Source organism: Acidobacteriota bacterium (assembly GCA_016196035.1).
In the GTDB taxonomy this organism is placed as follows: domain Bacteria; phylum Acidobacteriota; class Blastocatellia; order RBC074; family RBC074; genus JACPYM01.
Genome location: JACPYM010000029.1, coordinates 1 through 21,853 on the forward strand (window position 1 = coordinate 1; position 21,853 = coordinate 21,853).

A 21,853-nucleotide genomic window follows, 5' to 3' on the forward strand; every position below is an offset into this window, starting at 1 on the left:
TGTGCTGGAAAAACTGACCCACCTGATTGCGACCTCATTGCCACAACAGCTTGCCTCGGTAAATACGTCCTAAAGCTAAATTCAACTACCACACTCTCAACACACAATCGGCAAAATCAAAGCGAGCCGCTAATCAAGTACTTCTGCAAGATAAATGGATATTGGATTACAACGTTTCGTTTGCCTTAATAAACTCAGCAACACTCAAAGAAGATAATGTATGTACTGCCTTGCGTACTTACGGCTTGGTTTTGTTAAAGAGAAAAGAGGGCTCGCTAACCAAGGAACTGCCAAGTAGTTCGTCGTATTTCTGGATTGCTGGCTTGAAAACAGCGGAGGGGAAAAGCGAGTTCGCGGGCTTTAGGGTACTTCCGAGCAACTTAACCAAAGATTCAGAAACGATGCTATTCAAGATAGTTAGTTTTCCTGCTGGGTTTTTTAAGTCGAAAGCCATAAAAATTATCGGCGAATTAGAGCTTCGATCAGACGATCCGAGTAAATATAAAGAATGGTTTCGGCAACGATGACCCGATTGATCGCCATCACTCGCTTGGAGGCCACCTGTGCCATTCAGTTTGACGGGCTACGTCTACGACAAACTGTCGAACCTGAAGAAAGTGACCGACCCGCTGGCGCGCACAACCGATCTGGCATACGACAATCTGGATCGTTTGCATCGCGTCAACTATCCGCTGACACCCGGCAATGCGACGCGGCTGTTTGAACGGTACGAATACGACGCGGGCCATCGGCTGATTCGGCGGATTGACACGGCGGGGCGGCTGACACGGTTCTTTTACGACGTGGGCGACCGGCTGACGCGCGAGCTTGACCCGGCGGGCAATGACACGCAGTACAGCTACAACCCGCGTTCGCAGGTGTTGCAGGTGACGGACGCGCGCAATCAACACTACGAGTTCAGCTACGATGCCGTGGGCCGCGTGTTGCAAACGAAGCGGGGCGGGCGCGAGTGGAGCTTCACCTACGACGGCGACGGCAACCGCGCCACGCGCACCGACGCCAAAGGCAACACGACCACGTATGCCTACAACGAATTGAACAACCTGACGACGATCACCTATGCCAACGGCGGGACGCAGAGTTATGCCTACGACGTTTTGGGACGAATGACCGGCGCGACGAATGCGACGGGCACCGTGACGCTGGGTTATGACGCGCGTAGTCGCGTGACCGGCACGACGGACGTGTGGGGCCAGACGCTCGGCTATCAATACGACACGCGCACCTGCACCTATGACGGGTTGAACCGATTGACGGCGGCGACACGCCCGAATCAGCCAGCAAAGAGCTATGCCTGCGATACGGTGGGCAACCGGGCTTCAGCGCATTTGAGCGCGGTGTACGGCAGCCGGGATCAGCCAAAGTTTTGATGCCGCGCGCGCGGTCGGCAGCCGGTGAGGGGGGCCGCTATGAGCGTGAAAGCCTTGCGGCAGACAGCCGCGAAGGGCAATGCGGCTAGCGTCGCGGTGCCTGCCTTGGTTGGTCGGGAAACAATGTGGTTGGAGCGGCAGGCGCTTACAAGCAGCTTGGTGAACTAGCCAGAACTGCGCAGGGCCAATATGCTGTAGCAAAGCAAGCGGCAAAGACCAGGGCGTTCGCCGTGCTTCCATTTCTGTCGCCACGCAAGCTATCATCCGTCGCCACGACAACCGTGGAAGTTCCAAACGCCTCAAACCGGAGAATCAAAATGAAACGAAGCTCGTTCGCGTTACTGTTGTTATTGCTGCTGGCCGTCGCTGTCCATCTTTTCTTCCCAATGCTCGGCGCCGCGCAGGGCAAAGCGAAAAACGATCCGAACCGCGAAGAGTGGTTGCCGCTGTTCAATGGCAAAGACCTCAAGGATTGGCACGTCAAAATCAACGGCTATGCGCTGGATGACAATTTCGGCAACACCTTCCGCGTTGCGAAGGGCGTGATGCAGGTGGGCTACGAAAAATACGATGCGTTCAACAAACGCTACGGGCACATTTTCTATAAAGACAAGTTTTCGTATTACCGGTTAGTGGTTGAATACCGCTTCGTCGGCGAGCAGTGCACGGGCGGCGAGGGCTGGGCCACGCGCAACAGCGGCGCGATGTTGCATTGCCAAGACCCCAAGACGATGGGCAAGGATCAGGACTTTCCGATTTCGATTGAAGCGCAATTGCTCGGCGGCTTAGGCAAAGGGCCACGCCCGACGCTGAACCTGTGCACGCCGGGCACGAACGTCGAGATAGACGGCAAGCTGTTCACGACGCATTGCCTCAATTCAAAATCCAAAACCTACGACGGCGATCAGTGGGTGCGTGTCGAAGTGGAGGTGCGTGGCAGCGAGGGCATCAAGCACATCATTGACGGGCAGGTGGTGTTGTCTTACGAAAAGCCGCAAATCGGCGGCGGCAGCGTCAGCGGCTACGATCCGGCGGTGAAGAAGGATGGGATGTTGCTCAGCGAAGGGTATATTTCGTTGCAGAGCGAGAGCCATCCAGTCGAATTTCGCAAGGTGGAGGTGTTAAACCTGGTCGGCTGTATGGACAAGAAAGCGAAGAACTATAAAAGCTATTACGTGAAGGCGGACAACGCGAAATGTAGCTATAAGTGAGTTGGGCACAGCGCAAAGTAGGTTGAGAATACGGAACAGACGGAAGTAACGGAACATACGGAAAGCAGAACTGTCTTTAGGCTATTCCGTGTGTTCCGTATTTCCGTCTGTTCCGTATTCTCTTTTTGAATGCCCTATGGCAAACTCCGCCCCGCATTTGCGCGGAGTCCAATCAGCAACGTTCAACACGTTCACTACAACTGGCAATTCAATCCCTCTCGACAGGCAAGGACACTCTATGAACCTCGCAGGACTGTTTCGCACAAAATCCATCGAACGTATTCAGGCCGATGCGGCCGCCGGGTTGGCCGATGAAACGCATTCGCCGGGCGGACTCAAACGCGCGCTGGGCGTGACCGACCTGACGCTGCTCGGCATCGCGGCGGTCATCGGCGCGGGCATCTTTTCGACCATCGGCAATGCGGCGGCGAGCGGCGGGCCGGCCGTGGCGGGATTGTTCGTCTTCACCGCGATTGCCTGCGCGTTTGCGGCGTTTTGTTATGCAGAATTCGCTTCGACGATTCCGGTGGCGGGGTCGGCTTACACCTATGCCTACGCCTCGTTCGGCGAATTGATTGCGTGGATCATCGGCTGGGATTTGTTGATGGAATACGCCATCGGCAACATCGCGGTGGCGATTTCGTGGAGCGATTACTTCACCGGCTTGCTCGCCGGGTACGGCATCAATATGCCCGAATACCTGACGATGGATTTTCTGACGGCGCGGCGCGGGTTTACCGAAGTGAGCCAGAAAATGGCCGAGGGGTTATCGCTCGATCAAGTCGGCGCGCTTGACGGCATGGCGAGCAAAGTGGAAGCGTATCAGGCGTGGCTGCACGCGCCGGTCATCGGTGGCTGGCATTTCGTCTGCGACCTGCCGGCGCTGGGAATCGTGTTCATCATCACGGCCCTGGTTTACGTCGGCATCCGCGAATCGAAGACGGCGTCGAATGTGATGGTGGCGCTGAAACTGGCGGTGATCGTGCTGGTGATCGTGCTGGGCGCGTTTTACGTCAAACGCAGCAACTGGTCGCCCTTTGCGCCCAACGGCGTGAGCGGCGTGCTCAAAGGCGTCTCGGCGGTTTTCTTTGCCTACATCGGTTTCGACGCGATCTCGACGACGGCGGAAGAGTGCAAAGACCCGCAACGCGATCTGCCGCGCGGGATGATGAATGCGCTGATTATCTGCACGATTCTCTATGTGCTGATCTCGCTCGTGCTGACCGGCATGGTCAGTTACAAGAACCTTGCTGTGGGCGACCCGATGGCCTACGTGTTTGGCCCCGACGGCGCGAATCTGCCGTGGATCAAGGGCATCATCGCCATCAGCGCGGTGATTGCGATGGCGACGGTCTTGCTGGTGTTTCAATTGGGCCAGCCGCGCATCTGGATGGCGATGAGCCGCGACGGCCTGTTGCCGCCGATCTTTTCGTCAATCCATCCGAAGTTCAAAACGCCGTGGTTCTCGACGATTGTGACGGGGTTTCTGGTGGCGATTCCGGCGCTCTTTATGAACCTGGTCGAGGTGACCGACCTGACCAGCATCGGGACGCTGTTCGCCTTCGTGCTGGTCTGCGGCGGCGTGCTGATCATGGACAAGTCCGAACAGAAGATCGAACGCCGCTTCCGCGTGCCGTATATCAATTCCAAATTCATCGCGCCGTTGTTATTCGCTGTGATCGTAGCGTTGGTGTTCTGGTTCAACCGCGCGGGCGTCAACAGCTTCTTCAACTTCAGCGTGCCGTGGGACGAGTTCAAGCACCGCATCCCGCTGCTGATTTTCTGCGTGCTGATGGTGGTGCTGGTGGTGTATTGCTACCTCAAAGAACTCTCGCTGATCCCGGTGCTGGGGCTAGTGACCTGCGGGTATTTGATGACGGAGTTGGGGTGGACGAACTGGGTGCGGTTTTTGCTGTGGCTGGTGGTGGGGCTGGTGCTCTATTTCTTTTACGGGAATAGCCATAGCAAGCTGGCGCGGAAGGTTGAATCCGCTTAACCGAGATGGATAACAGGATGTACGGTTATCGCTGCGAATACTGCGAAGGCACGGTTCAAGTTCGCACGCTCGAACGCGAAACGTTCAAGCACGAAAAAGGCTTTGTCGTTTTAGAGAACGTCACGATTGGCGTTTGCGATGGTTGCGGGAATCGGTATTACAGCGCCGAGATTCTGCATGCCGTTCACGACATTGCCAGTGGGGCCAGATTGCCAGAGCGAACTGAATTGGTTCCCGTCGCGCATCTGGCGTGAAGGTTCAAAATATCGAAACGGCTTTGTGGTAAGCACGATACAGCGGTTTGGTTGGCTTTTCAGCAGAAACAAGCTCTGCACCCGCAAACGACGCGGCTGCCACGTGCAGCGCATCCAATGCGCCCAGCGCGTGCTGACACGCCAGTTGATAAGCATCATCGTAAATGTCCACCGGATCAACCCAACTTTGCACGCGGCGAAAGAACGCTTCGTAGAACAGTCGTTCTTTTGTCCGCCCGAAGTGAATTGCCAAAGGGATGACTTCCATCCGTAAGAAAAGGCTGGAAACAAACTGCCGGTTGGGATCGGTGATGATGGCTAAGGCGCGCAGTTGAATGGCGCGATTTGCTCCTGTTGCCGCATTCACCAGCACATTGCTGTCAAGATACGTCAGCATGGGTAGAGGCACCCCCGCGCATTAATTCAATCAAGCGGTTAATCTCTTCAGTGGTACGCGTACCTTGTTCCTGCGCAATCTCTTCCGCTAAGCGTACCATTTCCTGACCAAACTCAGTCTCAGTCATATAGCTCAAGTCGGCGGGAATCTGCGCTTGACGAACCACAAAGGTGGGTTTTTGCTCGGCAATTTGAACTGGCATTACAGCCTCCTTTCGCTGCCATCTTAGCATGACGCAGATTGAACGAGCGTTTCGTTTCTGCGCGATCAGTGCGCGCTAAACCGCCACCCACAAATTACTGCTAAACCACTCCCGCTCATCCAACCACACCTGCACGGGCGCAAAGCCTGTTGCCGCTGCCAGCGCCGCCAACTGCGCTACGTTAAATTTGTGGGAATGCTCGGTGTGAATCATCTCGCCTGCTTCAAATTCAACCGTGAGATCAAGCGCCGCCAGCCGGACGGTTTGGGCCACACGGCTGACCGCATACATTTCCATGCGCGATTGTGCTGCGTTAAAGACGGCGCGATGGGCGAATTGGCGCAGGTTGAAATCAGCGCCCAATTGCTGATTGAGGCGCAGCAGTACATTCAGATTGAATGCCGCCGTCACGCCCAGCGCGTCGTCATAGGCCGCTTCCAACACACGCGGGTCTTTCGCCAAATCCGCACCCAGCAACAAACCGTCGCCCGGTTGCATGGTTTGCCGCATGCGTTGCAATAGGGCGCGGGCTTCTTCGGGCGTGTAATTGCCGATGTTCGAGCCTAGGAATAAAACTAAAACACGGCCTCCGTGGCGGCGTTCAAGGGGAGGCATCTGCTGCAAGTAATCGCAAACGTACCCCGTGATGCTCAACCCGGCGTAACTTTCCAGTAACGCTTCGGCGCTTTGCCGCAGGATTTCAGGGGAAATATCGAGCGGCTGGTAATGCACAACATCACGTTGGGCCAGCAGGGCGGCGATCAAGTAACGGCTCTTAACCGCGCTGCCGCTGCCGAATTCAGCGATGCTCGTCAGATTGGGAATGGCCGTGACGATGGCGTTGGCGTGACGCTGGAAAATCGCGGTCTCGGCGCGCGTCAGATAGTATTCCGGCAGTTGGCAGATAGCCTCGAACAGATGCGAGCCGAGCGTGTCGTAAAAGTATTTGGGTGGTAACCGCTTTGGCCTGGCCGTCAAACCAGCGCGCGCATCGGCGGCCAGGGAATCGGCGCTGCGGTTCACGAGCAGATTATGGATTGTCAGCGGCGTGGATAGCTTCTCGACCTCCGGCATAACCTCGTTCTCCAGTGTTCGTCCAGGCAATGGTTTCGAGTCGGCTCGGCTGCCTTGCCTACATCAAAATAGATTACCGATTTGGAACCAAGAGGGAGGGCGTTCCGTGCGGCGCGTTTTATTCCTCACCAAGTACCTGCCCAACCTTAATGGTTTCGGGTCAGCGTGACAAACGTGAACGCGTATTGATGCTTTTCGTCCGCTGCGTGCGTGCTGCGTTCCACTTCCTGCCAATCATCCGCGGCAAATACTGGGAAAAAGGTGTCGGCGGCAACTTCGGCTTCCACGAACGTCAGATACAGCCGGTCAGCTTGCGCGAGGGTTTGCGCGTAAATTTCCGCGCCGCCAATCACAAAGACTTCCTGTTCGCCGCGCGTATTTGCCAGCGCCAGCGCCTCGGCTACGGAGTCCACCACCAAACACCCTTTAACCTGAACGTCGGGCTGCCGCGTCACGATGATCAGCGTGCGGCCCGGCAGCGGCTTGCCAATGGATTCATAGGTCTTGCGCCCAACGATCAGGTGATGGCCCAGCGTCAGTTCACGAAAACGTTTCATGTCCGCCGGTAAACGCCAGGGCAGTTGGTTGTCTTTGCCGATACCACGACGGCGATCCAGCGCCGCGATCAACGAGACGATCATACGGCCACCGCCGCTTTGATGTGTGGATGGAACTGGTAATTGACCAGTTCGAAGTCTTCGTACTTGAACGCAAAGATGTCTTTGATGGCGGGATTGAGTTTCATTTGCGGCAGCGGCAGTGGCGCGCGTGTGAGTTGCAGCCGCGCCTGTTCCAGATGGTTCAGATACAGGTGCGCATCGCCCAGCGTGTGGATGAATTCGCCCGGCTGCAGATCGCAAACCTGCGCGACCATCAGCGTTAGCAGCGCATACGAAGCGATGTTGAACGGCACGCCCAGAAAGATGTCGGCGGAACGTTGATACATCTGGCACGACAGCTTGTCCTCGGCGACATAAAACTGAAAGAAGGAATGACAGGGCGGCAGCGGCGTCGTGTCGGCGAACGAAGGGTTGAAGGCGACAACGAGCAAGCGGCGCGAGTTGGGATTGCGGTTGATTTGGGCGATAACCTGCGTGATTTGATCCAGCGTCGTGCCGTCCGGGTTCGGCCAGGCGCGCCACATTGAACCGTAAATGCCCTGGCCCAATTCGCCATTTGCGTCGGCCCACTCATTCCAAATTGTCACGCCGTGCTCTTTCAAATAGGCGATGTTGGTGTCGCCGCGCAAGAACCAAAGCAATTCGTGCAGGATGGATTTCAGGTGCAGCTTCTTGGTCGTGACCAGCGGGAAACCCTGCTGCAAGTCGAAGCGCATTTGATAGCCGAAGACCGAGCGCGTGCCCGTGCCGGTGCGGTCGTCTTTGGTCACGCCGTGTTCCAAGACGTGACGCATAAGGTCTAAATACTGTTGCATCGTTAATCCTTGCCGCGAAACCAACCGATAAGCTTGAAAGGGGAAACAGAGCAACTATAGCAGAGATGCCATAACCGGTGGAGCCGCGACAAAACTGTCGGTTGACGCGCGCAGACAGCTTTCAGTAGAGTGCCCAAGGTTCACGCGGCTTGGAACCAAATCCAAGCCTCCCTCATCAAAAGACCAAGTAATTGCTCAGCTTTACCAGGAGCGTAGGTGTCCCCGCCGGCGGGCGTCAAACAAGGCGCATTGCAATCGGTAGTTCATCCCCTGAAGCGTGCTGGCGAAAATGCTTGTGCGTAAGGAGCAGCAATTACGATTCAGAAAGTGGTAGCGATAAAAACGTTTGGTCTTGCCTGTCTTTGCCGCATAGCGACAGTTGAATTTAGCCGTGGGGTTCAACCCACGGTGGCGTGCCAGAAGAACCCCGCGTCGCGTCAGCGACGCTTGAATTCAAGCGTCGCTGACGCGACGCCGAAAGGCTCTCCGGCAGCTTTCCCGGCGTTGAAACGCCAGGCTAAATTCAGGTCCTCGCTAGGCGACTGCATTTTCGGCATCACTTCTTTATCGCTGCCCGGAAAGTTAAAAGGACAATGAGTACAACCATAGCGACAGGAATTACCTTGCCGGCGCGCATAAGCCGGTTGGATGAGTTGGCGCACAATTTGTGGTGGAGTTGGCGTATTGATGCCTCCGAATTGTTTCAGAGTCTGGATCGCACACTCTGGGAATTGACGCTGCACAATCCGGTGGCGATGTTGCAGCAAATGCCGCAGGCCAAACTGAATGCGGCGGCGGCTGATCCGCGCTTTTTGCGCCGCTACGACGGCATCGTGATGGCGCTGGATCGCTGCCTGACCGCCAAGGGCGCATGGTTTACCGAAAAACATGCCGATCTGGCCGGGAACACGATTGCCTATTTTTCGGCGGAATTCGGTTTGCACATCTCGCTGCCAATCTATTCGGGCGGCTTGGGCATTCTCGCCGGGGATCATTGTAAAGAAGCCAGCGACTTGGGTTTGCCGCTGGTCGGCATCGGCTTTGTGTACCCGCAAGGTTATTTCAAACAGCGCATCACCGCCGAAGGCCGTCAGGAAGCGTATTACGAGCGCTTCAATTACGACACGGCGCCGATTGAGCCGGTGATTACGCGCGAGAGCGAAGGTGGATTGTTGAAGCTCGCGCTTGATGGCCGTTCGATTCACGTCGCCGTCTGGCGCGTGTACGTAGGCGCGATTTCGCTGTACCTGATGGACACCGATGTCGAAGAAAACACGCCGTGGGATCGCGAGCTTTCCGCGCGGCTTTACGGCGGCGATCAGGAAACGCGCATTTCGCAAGAGATGGTGCTGGGCATCGGCGGCATTCGTATGATGGACCGCCTCGGTATTCGCCCGACGGCCTATCACGCCAACGAAGGCCACGCCGCCTTTATGTTGCTCGAACGCGTGCGCGTTTTTGTGCAAAGCGGCTTGAGCTTCAACGAAGCCGTCGAGCGCGTCAAAGCCACCACGATTTTCACCACGCATACGCCGGTGCCAGCGGGCCACGATGCTTTTCCCTTCTGGCTGGTCGAAAAGCATTTCGCGGAATTCTGGGGCGAGATGGGCCTGGATCGCGAACAGTTCCTGATGCTGGGCGGATATTCGGACGGTTTCGGCGGGATGAATTTCAATATGACCGCGTTGGCCTTGCGATTAAGTGGCAAGCGCAACGGCGTGAGCAAACTGCATGGCGAAGTCTCGCGCCAGATGTGGCAATCGCTGTGGCCGGAAAAGAAAACGAGCGAAGTGCCCATCACGCACGTCACCAATGGCGTGCACACGCCAACCTGGATCGCGCCGCGCCTGGATCGGCTCTTTGCCAAATATCTGGGGCCGGATTGGCTGGAACATCACGACGAACCCGCCCTGTGGGAACGCCTGCACGAGTTGCCCGACGAAGAGTTGTGGAATGTGCATACCCTATTGAAAAGCCGCCTGTTTAACTTCATGCGCGAACGCGCGCGGCGCGGTTGGATGGAAGAAGAAGCCGGGCCGGTCAAAGTGTTGACCTCGGGCACGCTGCTCAATCCGAACGCCTTGACCATCGGCTTTGCGCGGCGCTTTGCGACGTATAAACGCGCGCTACTGATCTTCCGCTCGTTGGAACGGCTCAAACATATCCTGCACGACGACTGGCGGCCCGTGCAGATCATCTTTGCGGGCAAGGCCCACCCGGCGGACAATCCGGGCAAGAACCTGATTCACGAACTGTACAACTTCGCCCGTGACCACAACATCGGCGGGCGCGTCGCCTTTATCGAAAACTACGACATCCACGTCGCCAAATACTTCTATCGTGGCGTAGACGTCTGGCTCAACAACCCGCGCCGCCCCCTGGAAGCCAGCGGCACCAGCGGTCAAAAAGCCGCCCTCAATGGCGTCCCGCACCTCAGCGTGCTGGACGGCTGGTGGTACGAAGGCTACCACGGCACCAACGGCTGGGCGATTGACCCCAAAGTCCCCGAAGGCATCACTGAAGAAGAACAGGACGAAGCCGATGCCGCCGAACTTTACCGCGTGCTCGAACAGGAAGTCGTCCCGCTCTATTTCGACCGCGACTCCGACGGCGTCCCGCGCGGCTGGGTCAAGGTGATGAAAGAAGCGATTCGCAACGCTGCTCCAACGTATAGCGCGCGCCGGATGGTGAAAGAGTATGCGGAGCGGATGTATATTCCGGCGATGAAGGCGGCGGAAGAGAAATAAGGCAGTGTGCTTGTGCGGGGTCTCTGTTACGAGGCAGGAAAGCCGTTGTTGCAAGTTCAATGTGACTGGCTTTTACCCTGGTTGCAGCGCTTTGCGAATGCGTCCGATTACCTTGGTTGAGGAATGTTTGAGTGAATGTTCCCACACGCGTAGAACGACCCATCCGGCTTGGCGCAATGCGCGTGTAATGCGCCTGTCGCGCCTCTGATTGCTGGCGATTTTGCGTTCCCAATACTCTTGGTTGCTAGCCGGAATACGGCAGTGCTTGGAGCAGCCGTGCCAAAAGCAGCCGTCCACGAATAGGGCGAGACGTTGTTTGGGCCAGACAAAATCAGGCTGCCCGTGTAGCTTCCATTTGCGTCGCCAGCCTGTCACACCAGAATCCCTGAGTAGAGTCGCAAGCGCGACTTCCGTTGACTGATTCCCGCTAGAGCGAACCGCTGCCATCACTTTTGACCGGGTTGCTTGGCTTACGTTGTCCATAGACGTCACCCGTTCGCATCATTCTCGCTCGCAGCGCCGCTGATCACAGAGATAAACGGGGCGTGTGAGAAAGAGAATTTCTCTGTGGTGGCAGTCGTGTTGCGCGTGGCGCGCCGGTAATCGGATTTTGACAGGTAAGCGAGGTAAACGTCGTAGGCGCGCCATCGTTCGCCCGCCTGATCGAAGGTCATCGCCAAGTGCAAGCCTTGATGATCGTGGTGACAGTCAACCCGGATTCTTTTCCCGCGCTGAGATTTGATTTCAATACCGTCAGGCACGGAAGTTGGGTGTTCCCTGCGCAAGGCTGGGCCTATGGCATTTCCACTTTGGCGGCGCGGAAGATGGCTGTAGTCGAATGAGGCAAAGTAGAGGTCAGGATAAGTGCTGCGATTGTTCTTATGGAGGCCAGGAAACTCGTGGCATAGGAAGTCTGAAATCAGATTGGAGACCGTTTCTCCCGTGATGACTGTGAGCAAGCTGGCTTCAAGTCCAAGCTCTGCGTCAAGCAAAGAGATGTGCTGTTCGATCTCTTTGGGAATTCGTCCTTGCCGTAGATGTTCTTTGATTTTTGACCATGTCACGCGAGCGTTATCAGGGCTGTTCAAGGTCAATTCGACTTCTTGGCGCAGGTTTGGGGCAAGCTCAGTGAGCCGGGGCACGAAGAGCTTTACGCCGGTTTCGATGCGCTGTTTCCATTTCAACTTCGGCTCAAGCGCAGACAAGTTCGCAGCGTCTCGCTCAATCTGAGCAAGGATATGCGACAGCACTTTATTTTTTAGCTTTGGTATTTTTGGCATTTTTTACCACCGTGGCGGTTGGCTCGTCAATGAATTTCAGTAGCTCATAAGGCGGCGTGGCGAGTGCGCGAGCAAGCGCGCAGATATTGAGCAGCGAAATATTATATTCGCCACGCTCGACACCGCCGACATAGCTACGGTCAAGTTCAGCGGCATAGGCCAGCGCTTCTTGGGACAGTCCCGCGTCTTGGCGAAGCTTGCGCAAACGGTTGCCGAATTGTTTTCTAGGGTCTTGCTTGCTTTTCACGGCGGCGTAGAGTGAAATATCTGCCGGTTATATGTCCACGGGTTTTAACTACCAATTTCGCTAGGTTTAGAATAGATGATGATGGCTGAGAAAACGTTTTTAGAGTTCTTCGCAGGGATTGGTTTAGTGCATCTTGGACTGCGCTCAACTGGTTGGCGCTGTGTGTATGCGAACGACATCTCAGAAAAAAAACAAGCCATGTACCTGGATGAGTTTCCAGATGCTTCCTATTTTCACCTGGAAGACATTTGGCAGACTGAAAACGTTTTAGAACTTATCCGCCAACCGGCTTTATTGGCTACGGCATCTTTCCCTTGTGTTGATTTGTCGCTGGCCGGACACATGAGGGGACTCAAGGGTGAGCACTCTTCATCGCTTTTCGGTTTTCTTGAGGTGCTGCGCCGCCTAAAAGCACAAAACAAAATGCCGCCGTTGGTAATGTTGGAAAATGTTCTCGGTCTGTTGACCGGCCAGCAGGGAAAGGATTTTGAGGAGACTTGCCTTGCGTTAGCTGAGTTAGGTTTCTGGATTGATGCTTTCGTTGTTGATGCCAAACACTTCACCTCGCAAAGCCGCCCGCGTTTGTTCATTGTCGGTGTGTTAAAGGAAGCGATCCCACCAGAGGGAATCACCAGTTTTCATCCATTGTGGAATGAACGTGTCACTGCGCGGAGTCATACTTGTCCCTCACGGCTTTCCACTGCGCTGTTAAAACTCAAACTGCCGACAGGCTGGATAGCTTTTGATTTGCCAGAACTGCCGTCCGTACAGAGAGATTTGGCAACCATGATTGACCTTGATGATAGTCAAGCCTGGTGGTCAGAAGCCGAGGTGGTGAAGCATTTTGACCGAATGAGCGATTTACACCGGCTGCGTGTTGAAAAACTGATGGCTTCAAAACAACTTTGGGTTGGGGCAATGTTCCGCCGCGTTCGTGAAGGGAAAACCAAGTCAGAGGTGCGGTTTGATGGGTTGGCAGGTTGTTTGCGAACGGCAAAAGGCGGCAGCGGCAAACAGATCGTCGTAGTGATAGACGGCGGCAAATTAATGATGCGTTGGATGACACCGGTGGAATACGCCCGCTTGCAGGGCGCGCCAGACTTCAACATTCAGAGGACTCGGAACGAAGCCTTGACCGGATTTGCAGATGCGGTTTGTGTGCCGGTGATTGATTGGGTGGCGCGACACGTGCTTGCCCCGGTGGCGGCCCACTTGGGCTACCAAACGGCGCAGGCGAAACACTCAAGCCGAGAGCAATTCCAACTTCCTTTCGACGGGCTACGACCAGCAATGCCTGTTACCGTGGCGGCTGTGCCTTCGTGAAGCCGCTATTCATTGTCAGCGGAATCAGCCTTCTTCTTGACGCGGCTTTGCCCGCTTGCCTGCTATTGCTGTGTATGCTGAGTCAAGGCAAACCAGTTGCCGGAGTTGTCTTTGAAGACAGCTTCCAAGCCATAAGGCCGCTGGATGGGCGGCGACAGAAACTCTACGCCACGGCTTTTCATTTCTTCGTAGGCGGCTTGGCAATCGTCTGTATCGAAAGCCCCAGCGCCGAGTGCGCCTTTTTCGACGAGCGCGCGGATTTGGCGGGCCGTCTCTTCATCCAGCATGCCACCGCCGCCTGCGCCGCCTTTGGGTTCCATCAAGGCGATTTCAAGATCGGGTTGTTCCTTTGGGCTGACCGTGAGCCAGCGAAAGCCGTTGCCCATCGTGACGTCGGTGCGGACTTCGAAGCCGAGCTTTTCGACGTAAAACTGGTAGGCTTCGTCCTGGTTGGTTACGTAAATCGTCGCGTGCGAGAGTCGTTTGATCATGGTTGTTTCAATGCCTCCTTGGTAGGCGGGAAGATACAACAGACGTGGGGCGATGGGCTTCTTGAAAATTGCGATTCAGCGGGCGGCGGCGGGGAGGCCGCCGAACTTCATCAGGAAGCAGGCGGGGATGGCCGCGAGTTGGGCTGGTGTGGCAAGCGGGCGCGGCTGGTCGAAGCGGGCGCGGTAATGGGCGGGCGAAACGCCCGCGACTTTGCGAAAGAGCGTGCTGAACGAACCGAGGCTGGCAAAGCCGACTTCGAAACAGACTTCGGTCACCGGCAAGCGGCTCGCATCGAGCAATTCTTTGGCGCGCTGGATGCGCTTTTCGGTCAGATATTGATGCGGCGTCTTGCCGAAGTATTGCTGAAAGAGCCGCAGGAAGTGAAAGCGGGAAAAACAGGCTTGGTGGGCGAGGCGGTCTAGGTTGAGCGGCTGTTGATAATGCTGATCCATCAAGCGGCGCGCACGGCAAAGGCGTTGCCAGGTGTCCTGATCCAACCGGTTTTTGACACGCACAACCATTGCCGCCTTTCGGGCATGACTTAGGCAAACACTGAGAAGGATTGCCACAGAGGCACGGAGTCACAGAGGGTTTTCGTCTATTGGAGAAGTTCTTGGCCTTGCTCCGTGACTCCGTGCCTCTGTGGCAATCCTTGTCGGGAAAAGAGAAGGGGCGAGATTGCCTGTTAGCCAGCCTCGCCCCTTGCCGTGATTGTCAGGTTTTGCGCCGCTGCTGGTGCAGGTTCTGACAGTTATTCAACTTCGCTGATGCTCTCGACCATCATTTTGCCATCGTGGACCATGCCCATGACTTTGAACTTCGCGCCATTGGGTTTGCTGGTCTTTTCGAGCGCTTCTTTAGCCTTGGCCGATCCCGCTTCGTCAAAGGCCGTGAATTTGCCATCAGCATAAACGCCGTAGCCGCTCTTGGAACAGCCTGGGGAAAGCGCGCAACCTTTCTTGTGATTGGCCGCTGCTTCATCCGTCGTCGCCTTGGCGGAACAGGCTACGTCGAGAATGTTGCCGGTCAACGTGACCGACTTGTGACTGTCTTGCGCCGCCGCCATGATGCTCAGGCTGAGCACCAGCGCGAACGCAAACAGCATGGTGGTGAATTTCTTGCTCATAGTTTTGCTACCTTTCTTGATCCTACTAGGGTCTGTAAACGTTGATTGTTTGGTCTGCATTGAGAGACGCTCGGGGCGTCCCGGAGGGATCACGGTTTACGGGCTGCATTATCCGAAACCGCATCCATAGAAGCAAATCGGCGAGGCTGTCCCCGGAAAAGAAAAGAGCAGCTACATTTGGTGTAGCTGCTGCCAGAGAAGCGTGAAAATTTGAAAAAAAACTAGAGCGCTCGCGGGCTGCGGTATTGCTCGTAACGGCGCGTCGGCTCGTACTTACTAGGCACAAAACCAAGTTCCTTGGTTGGCGGGCCTTCAAGCCGGATGATTTCAATCGCTTCCTGATAGACACGTTCGAGGTTTTCGGGCTGGAACCCGTTCAAACGACACGCCCGAATGTGAGCGCGTACCATTTGTTCGACCGCTTCGCGGCCAATCTCGTCCAGCTCTTGTAGGGAACGCAGAGCATGTGCGGACAGCTTCAACATAATCCAGTCCAGTCCTTTCGAGAAAGTTGTGTTTGATTCCGTATTGGAACTTTTTTGAGGAGGAAACGGGCGCAATATAACACAGTTTCAAAAGCTGTCTACAACTATTTTCCCCGGACTGCGCCCTTTAGTTGCTAGAATTTACCTCAGTTCCAGACGGCTAACAGCCGCGTGTTACAATACGTTCCACAGTTCACCGAAAGGCTCTCTGGGCCTGTTCCAGGCTGGCTGCTTCGTCGCCGTCACAAAGGACTTTATGCGTATCGCCGCTTCGACTTATCTCAATTCCGCGCCGTTGGTTTACAGCTTCGCGCAAGGCAATTTACGCACGCGTTACTCGTTTATCGGAGATGCCGCCCCGTCACGTTGCTCGGCGTTGCTGGCCGCCGGGCAAGCCGAGATTGCCTTAATCCCGGTCATTGAGTATCAACGCATCCCCGGACTGAAGATTATCCCGAATGTTGCCGTCGGCTCGAAAGGGAAGGTGCGCAGCGTCTTGTTGGCGGCGCGTGGCCCTTTGTCAGAGGTGCAAACCGTCACGCTGGATACGGCCTCGCGTAGTTCGCAAGCGCTGGTCAAAATCCTGCTGGCCAAACGCTACGGTGTGCAGCCGCGCTTTGTGGAGCGCACGCCCGATGCGGCTCTGCGCTGCGAAAACATGCTGGAAGCGAGCGATGCGGCGCTGGTGATTGGCGATCCGGCCTTACGGTTGGCGGCGACGGCCGATCAACTCGGCGTGCAAATTTATGATTTGGCTGAAGAATGGCGCGCGCTGACTGGCTGGCCCTTTATTTTTGCCGTGTGGGCCGTGCGGGCGGATGCTGTAACCGATGCGGCCACACTCGTGCGCGATTTTCAGGCGGCCAAGCAGGAAGGGCTAGGGAAGTTGGAGGAGTTAGCGGCCACGTATGCCGCTGAGTTGCGATTCCCGTATGAGGACTTGCTGGCGTACCTGCGCGAGAACGTCAATTACGATTTGGACGTGGAGAACTGCGCCGGGATGCAGCAGTATTTTGAATTCGCCTATGAAGCTGGATTGTTGACGGAATTGCGTCCGCTTGATTTTTTGGCTGATCCCGGCCTGAGCGTGAGCGCTACCTAGCAACCGAGGCCGATAGCTGGAGAGATGAGTCGTTTGTACGCTGCAATGTGGTTGCGCATAAGGTGCAAAACGTTTTGGCGAAAGCGGTTTTCATCGCTGCTCCTTCAAGGTTGTTTTCCATTCGGATAAGGGGTGATAGCGCTCGTCGCCGTGCAACAACCCGTGCAGCAAACCGCGATAATCGCGCGCTGGTTGAATGTTTTCAGCCGTTGGCACCCAGCGTTGCGCCAGCCCGTCTGCGTCAAATTGCAAGCCCCAAAGAGGCGTGAGGCTTTCTACCGCCGCTGTAATGCGCATGTCTCCAACGGCTGTGGGCTGACCGGGAACAGGCGCCAAATAGCCGCCCGCAAACCAGTCCAGGATTTTGAACTGCCGCCACGTTTCAGGTTGCGCCTGGGCTGATGCCGGCAGGTCAGTGAAGGTTATAGCAGCGGCGGACGCGCCCGGCAAAACCTTTGCCGGGCGAAACCACGGAAGCTGTATGCCGTCGGCATACAGCCGCCCGTCGGCGATATACAGCGAGCGCCAAAACACCAGCCAGCCAGGCGCGGGCAGCACACGCGCTTGAGTGGGCAGGTGTTTGCGCGAGGCCAACAACTCCTGTTGCACTGACCTACCGCGCTGATGTTGCCAGAAGCCAAACCCAACATAGAACAGTGCCAGTGCCAGGCCCCAACGCACACCGCTTAGTTTTCGTGTTTTTGCCGTGTACACCAACCCCGCGACTAGGATCAGCGAATAGATCGGATCAACAATCGGCATTGCATCCCAGGCTATGCGTGTATCAGCGAAAGGCCATAACTGCTGTGTGCCATAGTTCGTCAGGGAGTCGAGTAATGTATGTGTCGCACACCCGATGATCGCTGCCAGTACAACCGCGCCACGGTAATTGGCGTAACGTTTCAGCCATAAGAAAGGTAATGCGGCAAACAATCCGACCAGTGGAATGAGCAACAAGCTATGCGTGAAATGGCGGTGATACAACCATCCCAGGGTCGGATCAGCAGGAGAAAAAATTAAAACATCGAGATCCGGAGCCATTGCGCCGATCGCGCCAATGATTCCCACGCCGTGTGGTATGCGCCGCCACATTGTCGTCTTCGCCACAGTTGCGCCTAACAAACCATGTGTGATGGGGTCCATATTATTCGTGCGAAAGAGAAGTCATAAATCTGTGCTTATTGGTTGAGAAGAGCGAAATCGCCTCCGTCTGTCAGTAACATATCAAATAGGTGCTCAGCATTAAGTTACTTCAGTAAGATGACGAATTTGCTATGCAGATGCAAACCTTACCTTGATCGTGCCAGTAAACAAAATGATGTGCGATGAGGTAAACATAGATAATTTGAAGCGCGCCGAGCGCGCTTCGCATGAAACAAGGGCAATCAAGATTGTAGTCAATGAAGAATAAGTAGACAATTCGCAACAAAAGCAAGTGAAATAATTTGGCAACGCGCCGTGCTCCATTTAAGCGAATATGGAAGTTCATTGTATGGCCAAAAAGATCTTCCTGCCGCGTAGGAGTTAGTCTGAAGTTAGTTGTCTGACAAGCAGCAAAGCTGTTGTGAGTTCGGCAGCAAGGACGGTGTCAGATAGGGCCCGCTACTGGTGGGGCGCATACCGGGAAATTTAATGGTTGCGGCGCTTTTCAGAAATAGCTATACTCCGCGCGCTTTAGCTTTGAGTAGTCCTGCTTGTATGTCCACGCTCGTGAAGTAGGATGAACATCTTCCGCAGTTGGTGGGTTTCGATGGTAGGCGAACCCAGGTGATCTGGTAAATCTGCCCTGAGTGCAGAAAGGAAGTTGGTGTTATGGTTTGGGTCGGTTGTAGCTGAGATTCGTAGCGGACGATTTACGGTGTAGGTGAAGCGGAATTTAGAACAGCCCGCAAAAATACGCGCTTGTTACTGCGTCTCACCGGCAGTTACCCTCTGCAAAATTCAGTTACGCGGAAAGCTTCTTGCCGGTTTGGGTGTTCTGCCCTCCTGTTACCCTTGTAAGCTCCACTCAAATGATAACCCCTACTTGGCTCACTGCCTGTTTAAGCTGCTGGTCAGTGTGGCAGTTGTGCAGGTCGGCTCACTTTTGCGAGTAGAGGTTAAAGCATCTATTGCGCCGCAATTATCCCGCGAATCGTGCCCGCTTAGACCAGACTGGGTGCGTGAGTAACTGTTTATTCTTACTCAAGTAACTCAAGCTGAGGATCGTCAATGATTCAAAGTATAGTCACATTACCGGTAGAACCGGAATTCCCGGAGTTGGCGCTGGCACGCCGGGGATTTCAGATGATGAAGGCGGACGATCCCGGCGATCGGTTATTTTGGCAACAGGTGGCTGAGCGTGAACCTGCCAATGAAATCGCCTGGATGCGACTGGCGATGTTAGCTGAGAACGATCAGCAAGCGATCGGCTATTTGCGCAGGGTGCTTGAAATCAATCCGCAGAATGAGCAGGCGCTGATTCGCTTGCATCAAGCCTTACTCAATGAAGGCGCGACCCTGGCGCGCGAAGGGAATAAATCACGGGCGCGCTGGCTGCTGATGGAAGCTTCGGCGCTGAATCCGCAAAGCGAGGAAGCCTGGTTGCGGCTGGCCGAGGTGGCGGAAAAATCAGCCGACTCAATTCGTTGTTTGCAGCGGGTGCTCAAACTCAACCCGCAAAATGTCGAGGCGATTGCCAAGCTCAATCAGACCTATGCCTTGCAAGCCAACTTTGCACCGGCCGTAAAAACCTGGCAATGCCCGCTCTGCGCGGCGGCTTTTCAAGTGGAGTTGACGACCTGTGCGAGTTGCCGCGCCATTCTCAACTTGAATGATCTTGAGGCCGTGCTGGCCAATAAAGACGTTGACCGGGAAGTGCTGCTCAATGCCATCCGGCATTATCAAAACCTGACGGAAAGCGTGGATGACTTTCACGCTTACTATTATTTGGGCGTGGCTTATCTGCACCTCCAGCAACTTCCGGAAGCGGTGCAAGCGTTACGCAAAGCCAGCCTCTTGCGGGCTGATGAGTTGCACTTAAAAGCGCAACTCATCGTGTTGGAGCAGCGGCAGACCGAGGCGCAAGCCCGTGTCGTGCTGGTGATTGATGACTCGGCGACCATTCGCAAGCTGGTTTCGATAACGTTGCAAAAACAAGGGCATCGGGTGCTGGAAGCGGCCGAGATGATGGAAGCCCTGGCGAAGCTCAACGAAGCGACACCTGACATGATCCTGCTCGACATCTGCCTGCCTGGGATGGATGGTTATCAAATCTGCAAAATTATCAAAGCCTATCCTTCCACCAAAGATGTGCCAGTCGTGATGTTGAGTGGCAAAGACGGTTTTTTTGACAAAGTGCGGGCCCGGCTGGTGGGCGCGCAAGGGTATCTGACCAAACCGGTCGTGCCCAATGATTTGCTTAAAGCGGTTGAGAATTATTGCGGTGTAGAGAAATAAGTTTGAACCAGTTCGCTGGCGCGTTGGCCGGTTCGCTGAGAGGTTTGAATAAGCTGGTCCGACCACGCGGGGAGGCCAAAGAACAAATCAACTGACCACACAACTGGCCACACAACAATTGGAGGAACGTTTATGAAGCGAAAGATTCTCTTAGTGGAAGACAGCCCCACCCAGATGCACAGTGTGATGCGGACGCTCCAAAACAAAGGTTACAGCGTCATCACCGCCGAAAGCGGCGAAGAAGGCTTGGAAAAGGCGCGCCGGGAACATCCTGAATTGGTGGTTCTGGATGTGATTTTACCGGGCCGGAATGGCTTCCAGATTTGCCGTGATCTGAAGACTTCACCGGATACCGAGCAATTGCCGGTCATTCTGCTGACCAGTAAGAATCAGGAAAGCGATAAGTTTTGGGGCATGAAACAAGGGGCGGATGAATACTTAACCAAACCCTGTAAGGAAGAAGACTTGCTCGCCACCATCGCCCGGCATCTGTAACCGCACCAGTCTGGCGTGTGACGCGTCAGCGGGCGGCCTGCCGGATGGCGCCTGCTGCGATAAAGCGAAGAGGGAGTCTTGATCGCGATGATTGATGCCGAAGACATTTTGACGCTGCCCAGCGAGACGCCTTGGGAATTGCTGCCCGATTTGCTGCCGGATTTGTCGCCGGAAAATGCCGCGCCAGTCGAAAACTTGCTACAGTTCACCCCCGCCGATTTTGGCGAGGACGATGTGCTGAGCCTGGCCGATGAGCTGCCGGATTTGCAGCCCTTACCCCCGCTACAGCAAGCGCAGTTTCAGGAGCCCTTGCGGCATACTGAGCCGTTGCAACCTGAGAACTTGCTGGCGAACTTTACCAACCTTGACGAGTCTAACGTCGCGTACCACGGCGAAAGCACCGCCATGCCGGCGAGAGCATACGCCGACCCCTTTGTGTTAGAGCCGCTTGAGCGACACGAGCCGTCTGCGCTCGCCGCTGAGTTGGCCGCCAGATTGGCGGCGGTTGAATTGCCGTCCGAAACGGTGGTCGAAGCTGAAAAGCACGTCGTTTTTGCCCTGGCCGGGGCGAAATATGCTGTGCCGATGGAACAGGTGCTTGAGGTTTGCGATCTCGAACAATTCACCCCGGTGATCAATGTGCCGGACTGGGTGCTGGGGATTGCCAACCTGCGCGGCGATATTGTTTCAGTCGTGGATTTACGTCATTTCCTCGACAGTTCGACGGAGGCTTTGGCCCGGCGCCAGCCGTTGCGGAATTTGGTCGTGGTGCAAACGCAACGCGGGGATCTGACCACCTGTCTGGCGGTCGAAAGCATGCTCGGTCTGGCGCAAGCACCCACGGCGGAAATTCAAACGGTCGAACGCGTTTTCGGCGATGGTTTAACGCCACATACGCGCGGCTTTTTGGCGCAAGGCGACGAATTGTTGAGCATGCTCAATCTGGAAAGCCTGCTGCGCGCGCTCGAAATTACCGGCTAAACCCGCGTCGGCGCGAGGACACATCCCACCTCGTCACCCTCATTGATCAAGAGGCTTCTGACAAGCCTCGTCTGTTCGCGCATCCCGCACTACAAACACAATGACGGGCTTGTCCCTAACGGCCGCTGGTACCGACTGCGAAACGACGGAGTGCGGCAGGCGGCGTTATCCGCGCAG

At 55.5% G+C, this 21,853-nt stretch carries 24 protein-coding genes; 11 read left to right on the forward strand and 13 right to left on the reverse strand.

Features of this window, described 5'->3' with window-relative positions:
- Window positions 1–161: 161 nt before the first annotated feature.
- From HY011_09255 to HY011_09275, 5 genes are all read left to right on the forward strand, one after another.
- Window positions 162–527 carry a hypothetical protein gene (locus HY011_09255; protein ID MBI3423113.1) on the forward strand — a complete coding sequence of 122 codons (366 nt, stop codon included), beginning with the start codon at window positions 162–164 and terminating at the stop codon, window positions 525–527.
- 36 nt (window positions 528–563) lie between these two features.
- Complete coding sequence (locus HY011_09260) at window positions 564–1,391, forward strand: RHS repeat protein (GenBank protein ID MBI3423114.1); 828 nt, start codon at window positions 564–566, stop codon at window positions 1,389–1,391.
- A gap of 386 nt (window positions 1,392–1,777) precedes the next feature.
- Window positions 1,778–2,602 (forward strand): DUF1080 domain-containing protein, encoded by an 825-nt coding sequence (locus HY011_09265; protein ID MBI3423115.1) that lies wholly within the window; start codon window positions 1,778–1,780, stop codon window positions 2,600–2,602.
- Window positions 2,603–2,840: 238 nt separating this feature from the next.
- Window positions 2,841–4,598 carry an amino acid permease gene (locus tag HY011_09270; GenBank protein ID MBI3423116.1) on the forward strand — a complete coding sequence of 586 codons (1,758 nt, stop codon included), beginning with the start codon at window positions 2,841–2,843 and terminating at the stop codon, window positions 4,596–4,598.
- 17 nt (window positions 4,599–4,615) lie between these two features.
- Complete coding sequence (locus tag HY011_09275) at window positions 4,616–4,852, forward strand: YgiT-type zinc finger protein (protein MBI3423117.1); 237 nt, start codon at window positions 4,616–4,618, stop codon at window positions 4,850–4,852.
- Between the two features lie 4 nt (window positions 4,853–4,856).
- Here the strand turns inward: HY011_09275 and HY011_09280 are convergent, their stop codons facing one another.
- From HY011_09280 to HY011_09300, 5 genes are all read right to left on the reverse strand, one after another.
- A complete protein-coding gene (locus tag HY011_09280) occupies window positions 4,857–5,249 on the reverse strand; it encodes a PIN domain-containing protein (protein ID MBI3423118.1) in 393 nt (130 codons plus the stop codon).
- Entirely contained in the window at window positions 5,233–5,451 is a 219-nt protein-coding gene (locus HY011_09285; GenBank protein ID MBI3423119.1) for a hypothetical protein, read from the reverse strand. Before HY011_09285 ends, HY011_09280 begins: the two co-directional genes overlap by 17 nt.
- A 75-nt stretch (window positions 5,452–5,526) precedes the next feature.
- Window positions 5,527–6,525, reverse strand: a complete 999-nt coding sequence (egtD, locus tag HY011_09290; GenBank protein ID MBI3423120.1) for an L-histidine N(alpha)-methyltransferase — start codon at window positions 6,523–6,525, stop codon at window positions 5,527–5,529.
- Window positions 6,526–6,671: 146 nt separating this feature from the next.
- Complete coding sequence (locus tag HY011_09295) at window positions 6,672–7,166, reverse strand: dihydrofolate reductase (protein ID MBI3423121.1); 495 nt, start codon at window positions 7,164–7,166, stop codon at window positions 6,672–6,674.
- Window positions 7,163–7,960: a thymidylate synthase gene (locus HY011_09300; protein MBI3423122.1), complete on the reverse strand. Its 798-nt coding sequence runs from the start codon at window positions 7,958–7,960 to the stop codon at window positions 7,163–7,165. Before HY011_09300 ends, HY011_09295 begins: the two co-directional genes overlap by 4 nt.
- A gap of 593 nt (window positions 7,961–8,553) precedes the next feature.
- Between HY011_09300 and glgP the strand changes: the two genes are divergently transcribed.
- Window positions 8,554–10,707: an alpha-glucan family phosphorylase gene (gene glgP / locus HY011_09305; GenBank protein ID MBI3423123.1), complete on the forward strand. Its 2,154-nt coding sequence runs from the start codon at window positions 8,554–8,556 to the stop codon at window positions 10,705–10,707.
- Between the two features lie 72 nt (window positions 10,708–10,779).
- On the opposite strand, the gene HY011_09310 is transcribed toward glgP, so the two are convergent.
- The 3 genes from HY011_09310 to HY011_09320 are packed head-to-tail and all read right to left on the reverse strand — an operon-like array spanning window position 10,780 to window position 12,234.
- On the reverse strand, window positions 10,780–11,190 hold the full coding sequence (locus HY011_09310; GenBank protein ID MBI3423124.1) for a very short patch repair endonuclease: 411 nt from the start codon (window positions 11,188–11,190) through the stop codon (window positions 10,780–10,782).
- 5 nt (window positions 11,191–11,195) lie between these two features.
- Complete coding sequence (locus HY011_09315) at window positions 11,196–11,987, reverse strand: hypothetical protein (GenBank protein MBI3423125.1); 792 nt, start codon at window positions 11,985–11,987, stop codon at window positions 11,196–11,198.
- A complete protein-coding gene (locus tag HY011_09320; GenBank protein MBI3423126.1) occupies window positions 11,959–12,234 on the reverse strand; it encodes a helix-turn-helix transcriptional regulator in 276 nt (91 codons plus the stop codon). The genes HY011_09315 and HY011_09320 overlap by 29 nt, the downstream gene beginning before the upstream one ends.
- 75 nt (window positions 12,235–12,309) lie before the next feature.
- Here HY011_09320 and dcm point away from each other — a divergent pair, with 75 nt between their 5' ends.
- Window positions 12,310–13,557 carry a DNA (cytosine-5-)-methyltransferase gene (gene dcm, locus HY011_09325; protein MBI3423127.1) on the forward strand — a complete coding sequence of 416 codons (1,248 nt, stop codon included), beginning with the start codon at window positions 12,310–12,312 and terminating at the stop codon, window positions 13,555–13,557.
- Window positions 13,558–13,619: 62 nt separating this feature from the next.
- Here the strand turns inward: dcm and HY011_09330 are convergent, their stop codons facing one another.
- From HY011_09330 to HY011_09345, 4 genes are all read right to left on the reverse strand, one after another.
- On the reverse strand, window positions 13,620–14,048 hold the full coding sequence (locus tag HY011_09330) for a VOC family protein (protein ID MBI3423128.1): 429 nt from the start codon (window positions 14,046–14,048) through the stop codon (window positions 13,620–13,622).
- A gap of 75 nt (window positions 14,049–14,123) precedes the next feature.
- The gene (locus tag HY011_09335) at window positions 14,124–14,570 is read right to left on the reverse strand and encodes a helix-turn-helix transcriptional regulator (GenBank protein MBI3423129.1); all 447 of its coding nucleotides are present in this window, start codon (window positions 14,568–14,570) and stop codon (window positions 14,124–14,126) included.
- A gap of 230 nt (window positions 14,571–14,800) precedes the next feature.
- Window positions 14,801–15,175 (reverse strand): hypothetical protein, encoded by a 375-nt coding sequence (locus tag HY011_09340; protein MBI3423130.1) that lies wholly within the window; start codon window positions 15,173–15,175, stop codon window positions 14,801–14,803.
- Between the two features lie 221 nt (window positions 15,176–15,396).
- Entirely contained in the window at window positions 15,397–15,660 is a 264-nt protein-coding gene (locus HY011_09345) for a hypothetical protein (protein ID MBI3423131.1), read from the reverse strand.
- Window positions 15,661–15,916: 256 nt separating this feature from the next.
- On the opposite strand from HY011_09345, the gene HY011_09350 reads away from it, so the two are divergent.
- Window positions 15,917–16,762: a menaquinone biosynthesis protein gene (locus tag HY011_09350; GenBank protein MBI3423132.1), complete on the forward strand. Its 846-nt coding sequence runs from the start codon at window positions 15,917–15,919 to the stop codon at window positions 16,760–16,762.
- Between the two features lie 90 nt (window positions 16,763–16,852).
- Here HY011_09350 and HY011_09355 read toward each other — a convergent pair whose 3' ends face one another.
- Window positions 16,853–17,869 (reverse strand): metal-dependent hydrolase, encoded by a 1,017-nt coding sequence (locus HY011_09355; GenBank protein MBI3423133.1) that lies wholly within the window; start codon window positions 17,867–17,869, stop codon window positions 16,853–16,855.
- A 1,104-nt stretch (window positions 17,870–18,973) separates the two neighbouring features.
- On the opposite strand from HY011_09355, the gene HY011_09360 reads away from it, so the two are divergent.
- From HY011_09360 to HY011_09370, 3 genes are all read left to right on the forward strand, one after another.
- On the forward strand, window positions 18,974–20,200 hold the full coding sequence (locus HY011_09360; GenBank protein ID MBI3423134.1) for a response regulator: 1,227 nt from the start codon (window positions 18,974–18,976) through the stop codon (window positions 20,198–20,200).
- Window positions 20,201–20,332: 132 nt separating this feature from the next.
- On the forward strand, window positions 20,333–20,695 hold the full coding sequence (locus HY011_09365; GenBank protein ID MBI3423135.1) for a response regulator: 363 nt from the start codon (window positions 20,333–20,335) through the stop codon (window positions 20,693–20,695).
- Between the two features lie 78 nt (window positions 20,696–20,773).
- Window positions 20,774–21,676 (forward strand): chemotaxis protein CheW, encoded by a 903-nt coding sequence (locus HY011_09370; protein ID MBI3423136.1) that lies wholly within the window; start codon window positions 20,774–20,776, stop codon window positions 21,674–21,676.
- The last annotated feature ends 177 nt before the right edge of the window (window positions 21,677–21,853 follow it).